Here is a 12903-nt window from a genome sequence, read left to right on the forward strand (position 1 = left end):
CGATTGCCATGCTGCTTAACCTGTTCAATGAGATGCGCGCCGCCAAGGTGCCGGTGTCGGTGCGCGAACTGCTGGACCTGATCAACGCGCTGAAACAGCGGGTGATCTTCGCCGACATGGACGAGTTCTATTACCTGTCCCGGGCCATCCTGGTGAAGGACGAACGGCATTTCGACAAGTTCGACCGCGCGTTCGGCGCTTACTTCAATGGCCTGGAAAAACTTGATGATCATCTGCAGGCATTGATTCCCGAGGACTGGTTGCGCAAGGAGTTCGAGCGTTCCCTGACCGATGAGGAACGGGCACAGATCCAGTCCCTGGGCGGTCTGGACAAGCTGATCGAAGAGTTCAAGAAGCGTCTGGAAGAACAGAAGGAACGCCACGCCGGCGGCAACAAGTGGATCGGCACCGGCGGCACCAGCCCGTTCGGTTCCGGCGGCTTCAACCCCGAAGGCATCCGTGTCGGCGACGCCGGCAAGCGCCAGGGCAAGGCTGTGAAAGTCTGGGACCAGCGCGAGTACAAGAACCTCGACGACCAGGTGGAACTGGGCACCCGCAATATCAAGATCGCCCTGCGCCGCCTGCGCAAGTTCGCCCGCCAGGGCGCGGCCGAAGAGCTGGACATCGACGGCACCATCGATCACACCGCCCGGGACGCTGGCCTCTTGAACATCCAGATGCGCCCGGAGCGACGCAACACCGTCAAGCTCCTGCTGCTGTTCGACATCGGCGGCTCGATGGACGCCCATGTGAAGATCTGCGAGGAGCTGTTCTCGGCCTGCAAGACCGAGTTCAAGCACCTGGAGTATTTCTACTTCCACAACTTCGTCTACGAATCGGTGTGGAAGAACAACCTGCGTCGCACCTCGGAGCGCACTTCGACCCAGGACCTGCTGCACAAATACGGCGCCGACTACAAAGTGATCTTCATCGGCGACGCGGCCATGGCCCCCTACGAGATCACCCAGGCCGGCGGCAGCGTCGAGCACTGGAACGAAGAAGCCGGTTATGTGTGGATGCAACGCTTCATGGAGAAGTACAAGAAGCTCATCTGGATCAATCCGTACCCGAAGGACACCTGGGGTTACACCGCCTCGACCAATATCGTCCGTGAGTTGGTGGAGGACCGGATGTATCCGCTGACGTTGCGAGGGTTGGAGGAAGGGATGCGGTTTCTTTCCAAGTAAAGTCTTCCGGTGCCTGTAAGGGCCTCTTCGCGAGCAGGCTCGCTCCCACACTGGATCTTCGTCACACATAAGATCCCCTGTGGGAGCGAGCCTGCTCCGGGCGGCGATCCGACGATGCTTTTAGCGGCCGAGAAAACTGCGCATACACTCCACCTGCTGCCGATGCGCCACCTCCTGCACCACCGGCCGCAACCGCAGTTGCGTCCCTGGCAGGCATTGCGCCAACCGGGCCAGGGACAGCGGCGTCAAGGCGCCCAGGCGCGGATAACCGCCGATGGTCTGCCGATCATTGAGCAGCACGATCGGCTGGCCGTCCGGCGGCACCTGCACGGCGCCGAGCGGAATGCCTTCGGAAATCATCGCCGGGCCTTGGTATTCCAGCGCCGGACCGAGCAAGCGCATGCCCATGCGATCGGCGCGACTGTCCAGCGTCCACGATGTATTGAAGGCATCGAACAGGCTGCGTCCGCTGAACGCGCCATTTTGCGCGCCGAGGATCAGGTCCAGCGGCTGCAGCTGCTGAAAGTCCGGAATCCGCCTGTGCGGCATCGGCCGAGGCGTTGCCGAGCCTGAATAACTCAGCTGGTCACCGCGACTCAGCGCCCGCCCCCGCCCATCCAGGCCACCGAGTTCCTCGCGTACCACCGTCGCCCGGCTGCCCAGCACCGCAGGCGCATCAAAACCACCGGGAGCCGCCAGGTAGGCGCGGGCACCGAGCACCGGCTGAGTGAACGCCAACACCTGGCCTTGGCGCAGGCTGAAGAAGCGCCACGACGCCACGCCCTGGCCGTCTATCCGCGCGCCCAGGTCCGCACCGGCCAGCGCCAGCACGCAGTCCTCCTCGGCCACCACGGTAAAACCGCCGAGGGTGATTTCCACCACCGCCGCGTCCGGGGCGTTGCCCAGCATCCAATTGGCCCAGCTCATCGACAGCCAGTCCGCCGCGCCGCCCTGGGTCACGCCCAGGTGCCTGACGCCGAAGCGGCCAGTGTCCTGCAACAGGCACAGCGCTGTGCTGGCCTCGATCAACAGACGGCTCATGCCTGTGCCTCCAACGGTGTGTCGTCGCCGCCCAGGGCAATGAACTCAGCGTGACCGACAGCGGCAAAACGCACCGTGTCGCCGGGCTGCATCAGGCTGTAGCCATCGCGCTCGCGGTCGAACAATTTGGTCGGGGTGCGGCCGATCAGGTTCCAGCCGCCAGGCGATACCACCGGATACGCGGCGGTCTGGCGCTCGGCGATTCCGACGCTGCCCGCCGCGACCCGTTTGCGTGGGGTGTCGAGTCGCGGTGCGGCCAGTTCCTCGTCCACCAGCCCCATGAAAGCGAATCCCGGCGCGAAGCCCAGGGCGAACACTTGATATTCCCGCTCACTGTGCCGCTGGATGACTTGCGTCACCGTCAACCCGCTGCGGCTCGCCAGCAGGTCCAGCTCCGGCCCGACACTTGGGTCGTACCACACCGGCAGCACATGGCATTGCCCGGCGGACCGGGCATCCGGCGAGAGGTTGTTCAGCGCTTCGCCGATCAACTCGCGGGCCTGGGTCGGAGTCAGGGCGAGCAAATCGTAATGCACCATCAGGGTGGTGTAGGACGGCACCAGATCAATCAGATCATCGGCGAAAACCGCGCGCAGGCGCGCGCTGGCAGCGAGCATCCACGGCATGTTGGCCTCGGCGATTTCGTCGAACAGGCGCACCATCAGGCAGTCCACCGCCACCACTTCCACGCGTGGTTTCATGGCGCGCTCTGCCGGTCGAGGGCCTCGCGGATACGCTGCACGGCCGCCACGGAGCTGGCGTTGTCGCCGTGCACGCACAATGTATCGGCGTGCAGATTCAAGGCGCTGCCGTCGCTGGCCGTCAGCGCGTCGCCGCGGGCAATGGTCAGTGCCTGCCCGATGATCACCTCGGAATCGTGATGCACCGCCCCCGGCAATTGCCGCGAGACCAGGCGACCGGCGCTGTCATAGGCCCGGTCGGCAAAGGCTTCGAACCACAGGGTCACACCGTATTCGTCGCCCAGGGCCTGGGCGGCGCTGTTGTCCCGGGTCGCCAGCAGCATCAGCGGCAACTGCCGGTCATACGCGGCGATGGCCTCGATAACAGCACGCAGTTGCGCCGGGTTGGCCATCATGTCGTTGTACATCGCACCATGGGGTTTGACGTAGCTGACCTGTCCACCCTGGGCCCGGCAGATACCGTCCAGGGCGCCGATCTGGTAGTGCAGCAGGTCTTGCAGCTCCTGGGCGCCATAGGCCATGGAGCGGCGGCCGAAGCCCGCCAGGTCCTGATAGGCCGGGTGCGCGCCGATCCGTACGCCGTGGCTCAGGGCGAGGCTGACGGTCTTGCGCATGATGCTCGGATCGCCGGCATGAAAGCCGCAGGCGATGTTGGCGCAATCTATGAAGGGCATCACCTCGGCGTCCAGACCCATGGTCCAGTTGCCGAAGCTTTCGCCAATGTCGCAGTTCAGTAGCAGGCGGTTCACGGTGAACGCTCCTGTGGATTCTTTCTTATGGACCATGGGGATCGCACCCCCACAGGTTATCAATCAGTCGGCTTCCAACTGCTTGCCCTGAGTCTCCGGCAGGCTCAGGGCCGCCAGGATCACCACGCCATAGGACACCGCCGCGAAGGCTCCGATACCGACGCTCAGCGGCACCTTCTGGCTCAGGATACCGATCAACAGCGGAAACAGCGCCGCCACCGCGCGGCCAATGTTGTAGCAGAAGCCCTGCCCCGATCCGCGGATGCGCGTGGGGAACAGTTCGGTGAGGAACGACCCCATGCCGCTGAACATGCCCGAGGCGAAGAAGCCCAAGGGAAACCCCAGCCACAGCATTACGTTGTTGCTCACCGGCACCTGGGTGTACAGCAGCACGATGGTGAAGGAACCGACGGCAAACAGGACGAAATTTTTCTTGCGCCCGAGGATGTCGGACAAATAAGCGCTGATGACGTAACCCACATAAGAGCCGACGATCACCATCGCCAGGTAGCCGCCGGTACTCAGGACGCTCAAGCCGCGCTCGTTTTTCAGGAAGGTCGGCAGCCAGGAGGTGATGGCGTAGTAGCCACCCAGCGCGCCAGTGGTCAGCAGCGAGGCTCGAATCGTCGTGAACAGAATGCCGGGGGCAAAAATCTCGTAGAACTTCGCTGGGTTCTCGGGCGTCAGCCGGGCCTTGGTCTGGTTATAGACTTCCGGGTCCTTGACCAGCCGGCGAACGAAGATCACGAACACCGCCGGCACGATGCCGAGGATGAACAATGCGCGCCAGGCGTCTTCCGGCGGCAGCACCGAGAACAGCAGCGCATACAGAATCGCCGTCATGCCCCAGCCCAGGGCCCAGCCCGATTGCACCATGCCGACCGCCTTGCCACGGTCCTTGGCGCGAATCACTTCGCCCATCAACACGGCGCCGGCGGTCCACTCGCCGCCGAAGCCGAAGCCCATCAGCGTGCGGGCGATCAACAGTTGTTCGTAGTTCTGGGCGAAACCGCAGAGGAAGGTGAAGAAGGCGAACCACAATACCGTCAATTGCAACGTGCGCACCCGACCGATGCGGTCCGAGAGAATGCCCGCCACCCAGCCGCCGATGGCCGAAGCGATCAAGGTGCTGGTGTGAATCAGCCCCGCTTCACCCGTGCTGATGCCCCACATCGCGATGAGCGTCGGCACTACGAAGCTGAGCATCTGGGTGTCCATGCCGTCCAGGGCGTAACCGATCTTGCAGCTCCAGAAGGTGCGCCGTTCCTGCTGGTTGATGTTGCGATACCAATCGAACGGACCGGAGCGGGCCTGGGGTTGGGGGACGCCGAGCGTGTCGGGTGCACTCATGGTGGTTCTCCACGGGTTTTATTGTTGTGAGTCTCGACGACGCTGACGTGGAGACCGTTGCCCCGATTCTTGAGCCCACGGCTGATCGCGTCCAACGAATAAAACCTTGGCCGGGTCATAAGAAAAAGTTGATTGGGTAAAACATCGCCAGGAAAGGCGGACCGCTTTTGTGGCGAGGGAGCTTGCTCCCGCTCGAGTGCGTAGCGCTCGCAAAATCTTGGGGCCGCTGCGCAGCCTAGCGGGAGCAAGCTCCCTCGCCACAGGAAGCTCACTGAACCATCGAGTCAGAGTCCGCGCAGGTCACGCTCTTCGATCGGCCGGCTCTGGCGCAGGCGCTTGCCACCCAGCACCACCCAGTCGATCAGGCGGAACAGGCATTCCAGGCCGAACGACAGCAACATCGCGCCGCTGATGCCCCAGATCATCGCCTCGGGGGTCAGCAGGATCTGGTAGCTGTAGCCGTTCCAGGTTTCCTTGCGGATGTCCGGATCGGCGGCCAGGGCCACCTGCAGCAGGCGGATGTACCACGGGCCCTGCATTGCCTGGAACTGCTTGTCCAGAGCCTGCTGGCGCACGAGCAAGGTGTTCAGGCTGTCGGCATCGCTGCGAAAGATCGGGTCTTCACTGGCGCGGTAATGCGCCACCAGGGCCTGCATGTCACCCTTGAAGAACTGGTTGGCGGTGCCCTGGAACCCCTGCAGGCCAGTATGCGCCTCGATCAGGTGGGCCTCGACCCGCTTGGCGTAATCATTGACGAAGCCCGGCACCTGGACCCCAACCAGCAGGCCCACCGCGAACAACACCAACCGTAGATAACTGAGCAACATAACGTGACGTCCTTATTCGGTCCGGCCGTGGCTGACGCATTCGCCGCGTCGCCACAGGCTCCATTGGCCCGGTTCGTAGCGGGTCCAGGTTTCGTTTTCGGTCAAGGGTTCGGTGGCAATCACCGTGACCACGTCGTTGGGCGTGGTTTCGGCCTGGAAGTCGACAATCACGTCCACATCCTTCAGCCGCGCCGGGCCGAACGGTGCGCGCCGGGTGATCTGCGCCAGTTTGGTCGAGCAATAGCAGAACAGCCAGTCGCCGTCGCTGAGCAGGCAATTGAACACGCCCTTGCTGCGGTATTCGCTGCAAGCCTCGATCAAGGCCGGCAGCAACTGCTCGACCTCCACCGGCTCAGGATAAGCCTGGCGCACGCGGTTGAGCAGGTCGCAGAACGCCGCCTCGCTGTCGGTATCGCCCACCGGGCGGTAGAAACTCACGCCCGGCTGGAAATCGGCGAGCTGGCCGTTGTGGGCGAAACACCAGTTGCGCCCCCATAACTCCCGCACGAACGGGTGGGTGTTGGACAGGCAGACCTTGCCGACGTTGGCCTGGCGGATGTGACCGATGACCACTTCGCTCTTGATCGGATAACGTTGCACCAGGTTCGCCACTTCCGACTCGCTGCTGGCGGCCGGGTCCTGGAACAGGCGCAGGCCACGGCCTTCATAAAAAGCGATGCCCCAGCCGTCGCGGTGCGGCCCGGTCTTGCCGCCGCGCTGCATCAGCCCGGTGAAGCTGAAGACGATATCGGTCGGCACATTGGCGCTCATGCCCAATAACTCACACATGCTCGAACCCTCGTTTGATTGGGCAGCCCGGTTACAGGCGCGGTTCGATACGCGAACGCTGGGGATTGCTCGGCACGGGTGGGCGACCATAACGGTCATCACCGGCCACGCCGAACGCAGGCTCGTCGTCAGGCTCGGCAGCGGCGGCCGCTTTGGCCGCGGCGACCCGCTCCTGGCGAGCCTTGGCCGCGCGTTCGACAGGGATACGGATCAGCACCAGGACGAGATAGAGGCCGAAGGCGATCATGGCGTACATGAGCAGGTCGGACGCTGCGCGCCAGACGTTGTTGCCAACCTTGAAGAGCAGGTCCAGGGCGGCAATGGCCAGCGCCGGGGCGACCTTTTCCTTCACCGGGTCGACGATGGTCGGGCTGAACAGCAACACCGCCATCAGCAGCCGCAGCGGCTCGCGCAACCAGCGCCACATGAAGCGGGTCATGCGCATCCACACCAGGAGGCAGCCGAGGGCGGCGAAGGCGTAGAGACCCCAGGCAATCAGATAATCGTTCTCGGTCATGGTGTCCATGGCAAGGCAGGCAAAGAGGCGCTTATAGTAACGGCTTTTCGCTCGTCAGGCTGCCCCGGCATCTGCCGGATGCCCGGCGGGGTGAGTTTTTCGGTCCGGCTACCGAACTGACCCCGTCGGCCACTTGTCCCTGTTCGTATCATGCTTGAGAGTTTTTCCATGCCCCTATCCGCCCACGTTCCCGACGCCCCGATTGCCCGCAAGGCCCCCGGTGTTGACCCCTACGCCTGGCTGCAGGAGCGCGACACCGACGCCGTGCTCGAATACCTGAAGGCTGAAAACAGCTACCAGCAAGCCCGGCTCGCCGATCAGGCCGAACTGCGCGAAACGCTGTTCCAGGAAATCAAGGGACGAATCCTCGAAACCGACCTCTCCCTGCCCTCGCCCTGGGGCCCTTACCTGTATTACACCCGCACCACGGCGGGTGATGAATACGCTCGCCATTACCGTTGCCCGCGTCCGGCCGATGACAGCCTGACGGTCGATGAAAGTCGTGAACAGCTGTTGCTGGACCCGAACGCGCTGGCCGGCGGCGGTTTCTTTTCCCTCGGCGCGTTCAGCATCAGCCCCGACCATCAGCGTCTGGCCTACAGCCTGGACACCAGCGGCGATGAGATCTACACGCTGTTCGTCAAGGAGTTGTCCAACGACAAGGTCAGCGAACTGTCCTTCGAAAACTGCGACGGCAGCATGACCTGGGCCAACGACAGCCTGACGCTGTTCTTCGGCGAACTTGACGATACCCATCGCCCGCACAAGCTGCTGCGCTATCGCCTGGACGGCACCGCCGCCGAAGAAGTGTTCCATGAGCCGGACGGGCGCTTTTTCCTGCATTGCTACCGTTCAAGCTCCGAGCGGCAGTTGATCCTGTCCCTGGGCAGCAAGACCACCAGCGAAGTCTGGGTGCTGGACTCGGCGCAACCACAACAACCGTTTACCTGCGTCGCGCCACGGGTAGAGAACCACGAATACGATGTCGACCATGGCCTGCTCGAAGGGCAATGGACCTGGTTCATCCGCAGCAACCGCGACGGCATCAATTTCGCCCTGTACCAGGCGCCCGATATGGGCGAAGCGCCGGCCGAAGCCGACTGGCAGAACCTGATCGCCCACAGTGACGCGGTGATGATTGACGGCCTGAGCCTGAACGCCAGCGCCATGACATTGAGCCTGCGCGAGGGCGGCCTGCCGATCATCGAAGTCCACCCACAAGGTTTACCGGCCTATCGGGTGCAATTGCCGGACGCGGCCTACAGCCTGCACGTGCAGAACAGCCTGGAGTTTGTCAGCGAGCGCATTCGCCTGCGCTACGAAGCGCTGAATCGTCCGGCGCAGATCCGCCAGCTGGACCTGGCCAGCGGGGCTCAGGTCGTACTCAAGCAAACCCCGGTGCTGGGTCCGTTTGATGCCGATGCGTATGTCAGCCAACGGCTTTGGGCGACGGCACCGGACGGCACGCAAGTACCCATCAGTCTGGTGGTCAAGCGCGAGGCCTTGGGCAAACCCGTGCCGCTGTACTTGTACGGCTACGGCGCCTATGGCGAAAGCCTCGACCCGTGGTTCTCCCATTCGCGCTTGAGCCTGCTGGATCGTGGCGTAGCGTTTGCCATCGCCCATGTGCGCGGCGGCGGCGAACTGGGCGAGGCCTGGTATCGCGCCGGCAAGCAGGAGCACAAGCACAACACTTTCAGTGATTTCATCGCTTGCGCCGAACACCTGATCGCCCAGGGCTTCACCTCGGCCGATCGGTTGGCGATCAGCGGCGGCAGCGCCGGTGGCCTGCTGATCGGCGCAGTCCTCAACCAACGCCCGGAGCTGTTCAAGGTGGCGATCGCCGAGGTGCCGTTCGTCGACGTGCTCAACACCATGCTCGACCCCGAACTGCCACTGACCGTGACCGAATACGACGAATGGGGCAACCCCGAGGAGCCGGACGTCTATGATCGGATCCGGGCCTACGCGCCGTACGAAAACGTCCGCGCCCAGGCGTATCCGGCGATGCTGGTGATCGCCGGATACAACGACAGCCGCGTGCAGTACTGGGAAGCGGCCAAGTGGGTGGCGAAACTGCGCGCGACCAAGACTGACGAAAACCCGCTGCTACTCAAGACCGAACTGGGCGCTGGCCATGGCGGCATGAGCGGCCGCTACCAGGGATTGCGTGACGTAGCGCTCGAATATGCATTTGTCTTGAAGGTTTTGGGCGTGGCTTGAGGAACTCTGCGGGATGGCCGGGTCTTAGCTCCATACCTGGCGCGACTGGATCAAATGTGGGAGCGAGCCTGCTCGCGATGACGGTGGATCGGCCTGCCCCAACGTTGGCTGAAAGACCGAATTCGCGAGCAGGCTCGCTCCCACAGGGAATCGCCTTACATTCAAGACAATCCAAAATCGCAGAACACGATAAGAAAAGACCGTGACGACATGTCAGAACCGACCTTACTGAACAACCAAATTCGCGACTGGCTGATGGACTGTGGTCTCTTCGACCAACTGCTGCCCGTCGACTTCGCCGCGGCATCGGGCTATTTCAGCATCAGTACCGTCGCCCAGGGCGAAGCGATTTTTCGCGAGGGCGATGCCGGCAGTTTCATGTGCATCCTTCACACCGGCCAGGTGGCCGTGCAGAAAACCGGCCCCGACGGCCAGCCCGTGACCATCGCCACGCTGCGCAGCGGCCGCGCCTTCGGCGAAATGGCCGTGCTCGACGGCGAACGACGCTCGGCCAGTTGCATCGCCGCCACCGAATGTCAGTTGTTGAACCTGGGCAAGGACTCCCTGGAAAAAATGCTCAACGACGCACCGAAGATCGCCGCCAAGATCATCCGCGCCCTCGCCGTCTCCCTGTCCAAGCGCCTGCGCATGGCCGACGGGCAGTTGCTGTCGCAGCAGGTGTAGCTGAACCATTGAACCTTGCACGAGCCCCTGTGGGAGCGAGCTTGCTCGCGATAGCGGTGTGTCAGTCGACTTTAATTCTGACCGATCCGCCGCCATCGCGAGCAAGCTCGCTCCCACAGGTTATGGCGTCGAGTTAAAAATCTACCCCCCCGGCGACTTGGCCTTCGCCGGCTTCGGTTCCATGCCCGGGATCGGCTGGTCCTTCGGCGGCCTGGGCATTTCGATCGGCGGCAACAGCGGCGGGCCGCCACCCGGTGGGGCAGCCTTGGGCACGCCGTTGGGCGTGACCGGCGGATACGGCATGGGCGTGGCGGTGCCCGGCGCCCCGGGAATGCTCGGCGGGTTGACGGGAATCGTCGGTTGCTGGGCCTGGGCGTAACTTATCGAGAGCGCCGCCACGGCAATGGCCGTTAGAATGGTGCACTTCATCAATGGCTCCGTGGCTATTGTCTGCTTTCAGGCTAGTCCCAACCGGGCCGGTCTGCCCCATTCCCATGAGATTTCCATGAAACGTTTCGTTCTGCTCGACACCACGCCCATTCCCGACAACGGCGGTGCCTTGTGCCTTTTCGAGTATGGCGAAGACTTCGTCATCAAGATCCAGGGCGGTGACGGCGGACAGTTGATGAATACCCGCATGCACGGTTCCGAAGATGCCCTGGCCGAGATTCCCTGTCGCAAGGTCGCCGGCCGTCCCGGCTCGCGGGTGCTGATCGGTGGTCTCGGCATGGGCTTCACCCTCGCCTCCGCCCTCAAACACCTGGGCAAAAGCGCCGAAGTGGTAGTGGCCGAGCTGGTCCCGGGTGTGGTCGAGTGGAACCGCGGCCCCCTCGGAGAAAAGGCCGGGCGACCGCTGTCGGACCCGCGCACCGTGATCCGCATGGAAGACGTCGCCAAGGTCCTGCAAGCCGAGCCGCAGGGGTTCGACGCGATCATGCTGGATGTCGACAACGGCCCGGAAGGCCTTACCCAGAAAGCCAACAGTTGGCTGTATTCGGCCGGCGGCCTGGCCGCGTGCGCCAAGGCCCTGCGCCCCAAGGGCGTGCTGGCGGTATGGTCGGCCAGCGCTGACCGGCAGTTTTCCGACAAGCTGAAAAAGGCCGGCTTCAAGGCCGAAGAGGTGCAAGTGTTCGCCCATGGCAACAAAGGCACCCGCCACACCATCTGGATTGCCGAGAAGCTCAAGGGCTGAGCTAAACTCTGTCCAACCGTCATCAGTCTTTTTACAAAGGTGAACCCATGAGTTCGTCCACCCCACCGTCCAACACCGCCAAGCTCGACCGCATCCTCGCCGACGCCCAGCGCGACCGGGAAATGGGCTACCGCGACAAAGCCCTGAAAATGTACCCCCACGTCTGCGGTCGCTGCGCCCGTGAGTTTTCCGGCAAGCGCCTGAGCGAACTGACCGTCCATCACCGTGACCACAACCACGACAACAACCCGCAGGACGGTTCCAACTGGGAACTGCTGTGCCTGTACTGCCACGACAACGAGCACTCGCGCTATACCGACCAGCAATACTTCGGCGACGGCTCCCTGAGCACGCCGAAGATCGCCAAGGCGACGCACAACCCCTTCGCCGCGCTGGCCGGGTTGATGAAAAAAGACGAGTGAGCCCGCAAGGCCGCCTTCGCGAGCAGGCTCGCTCCCACATCGGATTTTTGCTGTTCACAAAATGCTGTGGGAGCGAGCCTGCTCGCGAAGGCGGTCAACCAGCCCACCACACATCTCGAACCTGACCAGCCTCACCCATTCCCCGTATAATCGTGCCTTTTCCCAAAGGCACCCCCGTCCGTGGCCAACAAACGCTACAGCTGCATCGGTCTGTTCAACCCCAAGTCTCCGGAAAACGTCGGTTCGGTCATGCGTGCCGCTGGCTGTTACGGCGTCGCGTCGGTGTTCTACACCGGCAAGCGCTACGAACGCGCTGCCGACTTCGTTACCGACACCAAAAAAGTCCACTACGACATCCCGCTGATCGGCATCGACGACCTGAAAAAGATCCTGCCCCTGGGCTGCGTGCCGGTGGCCGTGGAACTGGTGGACGGCGCCCGTCCCTTGCCCGAATACACCCATCCGGACCGGGCCCTGTACATCTTCGGCCCGGAAGACGGTTCCCTGGACAAGGACATCCGCGACTGGTGCGAAGACGTGATCTACATCCCCACCAACGGCTGCATGAACCTGGCCGCTACAGTCAACGTCGTGCTCTACGACCGCATGGCCAAAGGCAACAACACCCGCTCGGGGCCGCAATTTCGCTGACCGGCGGGAAATTCCATGGAACGACGGATTCGCTCTGGCAGTCAGCTTTATACACATCCCCACACTGGAGACAGATCATGAGCGAAAACAATCCGTTCGGGCCGGTTGAGACCACCCCTTTCCAAACCCGCAGCCCGCAGAATGTGCACGGCTGGGAGCGCATTGGGTCACTGGCCGGTGGGGTGCTGATGATGGGCAAGGGCTTGCGCCGCGGCGGTGTGATCGGCCTGGCCCAACTGGCAATCGGCGGCATGGCCCTGGCCCGCGGCATCACCGGGCATTGTTCGGCCAAGACCCTGCTGGAAAAAAATCGTCAGCACCTGCACGACGCCCGCGCCCGGATCGAGCAGGCCGGCGATGAACTGAGCCGCATGAAAACCAATGCCGAGGCGGCGACCGGTACCGCTACGGTGACGGGGAATGATTCGTTGGTTTCGCCGAAGGCTGGGCTCTGAGCGGACAGATGCGTAGAGGCTGATGGCCCCATCGTCGGAACGCCGCCCGGAGCAAGCTCGCTCCCACACTGGATCTTCAATGGACACACTATTTGTGTACGACTCGATCAATGTG

The 12903-nt window shown here is 63.1% G+C and carries 15 protein-coding genes; 7 read left to right on the forward strand and 8 right to left on the reverse strand.

The genetic code is table 11. The annotated features are described in order from the left end of the window. The first annotated feature begins 8 nt into the window (after positions 1–8). Positions 9–1187, forward strand: a complete 1179-nt coding sequence (locus J3P94_RS20645) for a vWA domain-containing protein (RefSeq protein WP_305496176.1) — start codon at positions 9–11, stop codon at positions 1185–1187. A 120-nt stretch (positions 1188–1307) separates the two neighbouring features. Here the strand turns inward: J3P94_RS20645 and J3P94_RS20650 are convergent, their stop codons facing one another. The 7 genes from J3P94_RS20650 to J3P94_RS20680 form a co-directional block, all read right to left on the reverse strand. Beyond that, a complete protein-coding gene (locus tag J3P94_RS20650; protein WP_434569461.1) occupies positions 1308–2228 on the reverse strand; it encodes a biotin-dependent carboxyltransferase family protein in 921 nt (306 codons plus the stop codon). Continuing rightward, complete coding sequence (pxpB, locus tag J3P94_RS20655) at positions 2225–2929, reverse strand: 5-oxoprolinase subunit PxpB (protein WP_434569462.1); 705 nt, start codon at positions 2927–2929, stop codon at positions 2225–2227. Before pxpB ends, J3P94_RS20650 begins: the two co-directional genes overlap by 4 nt. Then, positions 2926–3678 carry a 5-oxoprolinase subunit PxpA gene (locus J3P94_RS20660; protein WP_434569463.1) on the reverse strand — a complete coding sequence of 251 codons (753 nt, stop codon included), beginning with the start codon at positions 3676–3678 and terminating at the stop codon, positions 2926–2928. Before J3P94_RS20660 ends, pxpB begins: the two co-directional genes overlap by 4 nt. Positions 3679–3741: 63 nt before the next feature. Beyond that, positions 3742–5028, reverse strand: coding sequence for an MFS transporter (locus J3P94_RS20665; RefSeq protein WP_305496180.1), 1287 nt, complete (start codon positions 5026–5028; stop codon positions 3742–3744). Between the two features lie 284 nt (positions 5029–5312). Continuing rightward, positions 5313–5855 (reverse strand): DUF2937 family protein, encoded by a 543-nt coding sequence (locus J3P94_RS20670; RefSeq protein ID WP_434569464.1) that lies wholly within the window; start codon positions 5853–5855, stop codon positions 5313–5315. Positions 5856–5867: 12 nt separating this feature from the next. Then, on the reverse strand, positions 5868–6644 hold the full coding sequence (locus tag J3P94_RS20675; RefSeq protein WP_305496182.1) for a class II glutamine amidotransferase: 777 nt from the start codon (positions 6642–6644) through the stop codon (positions 5868–5870). Between the two features lie 31 nt (positions 6645–6675). Beyond that, complete coding sequence (locus J3P94_RS20680) at positions 6676–7170, reverse strand: MFS transporter (protein ID WP_434569465.1); 495 nt, start codon at positions 7168–7170, stop codon at positions 6676–6678. Positions 7171–7329: 159 nt separating this feature from the next. On the opposite strand from J3P94_RS20680, the gene J3P94_RS20685 reads away from it, so the two are divergent. Both J3P94_RS20685 and J3P94_RS20690 read left to right on the forward strand, forming a co-directional pair. Then, positions 7330–9384, forward strand: coding sequence for a S9 family peptidase (locus tag J3P94_RS20685; protein WP_434569466.1), 2055 nt, complete (start codon positions 7330–7332; stop codon positions 9382–9384). Positions 9385–9594: 210 nt separating this feature from the next. Then, a complete protein-coding gene (locus J3P94_RS20690; protein ID WP_434569467.1) occupies positions 9595–10068 on the forward strand; it encodes a cyclic nucleotide-binding domain-containing protein in 474 nt (157 codons plus the stop codon). Between the two features lie 141 nt (positions 10069–10209). On the opposite strand, the gene J3P94_RS20695 is transcribed toward J3P94_RS20690, so the two are convergent. Beyond that, positions 10210–10497: a hypothetical protein gene (locus J3P94_RS20695; RefSeq protein WP_434569468.1), complete on the reverse strand. Its 288-nt coding sequence runs from the start codon at positions 10495–10497 to the stop codon at positions 10210–10212. Positions 10498–10573: 76 nt separating this feature from the next. Here J3P94_RS20695 and J3P94_RS20700 point away from each other — a divergent pair, with 76 nt between their 5' ends. The 4 genes from J3P94_RS20700 to J3P94_RS20715 all read left to right on the forward strand — a co-directional run bounded on the left by J3P94_RS20700 (position 10574) and on the right by J3P94_RS20715 (position 12788). Further along, a complete protein-coding gene (locus J3P94_RS20700; RefSeq protein WP_030141186.1) occupies positions 10574–11260 on the forward strand; it encodes a spermidine synthase in 687 nt (228 codons plus the stop codon). A 47-nt stretch (positions 11261–11307) separates the two neighbouring features. Next, the gene (locus J3P94_RS20705; RefSeq protein WP_003184246.1) at positions 11308–11682 is read left to right on the forward strand and encodes a YajD family HNH nuclease; all 375 of its coding nucleotides are present in this window, start codon (positions 11308–11310) and stop codon (positions 11680–11682) included. A gap of 180 nt (positions 11683–11862) precedes the next feature. After that, positions 11863–12333 (forward strand): RNA methyltransferase, encoded by a 471-nt coding sequence (locus J3P94_RS20710; RefSeq protein ID WP_264432809.1) that lies wholly within the window; start codon positions 11863–11865, stop codon positions 12331–12333. A gap of 77 nt (positions 12334–12410) precedes the next feature. Beyond that, complete coding sequence (locus J3P94_RS20715) at positions 12411–12788, forward strand: YgaP family membrane protein (RefSeq protein ID WP_434569469.1); 378 nt, start codon at positions 12411–12413, stop codon at positions 12786–12788. The last annotated feature ends 115 nt before the right edge of the window (positions 12789–12903 follow it).

The organism is Pseudomonas sp. Z3-8, assembly GCF_051131975.1.
Taxonomy (GTDB): domain Bacteria; phylum Pseudomonadota; class Gammaproteobacteria; order Pseudomonadales; family Pseudomonadaceae; genus Aquipseudomonas.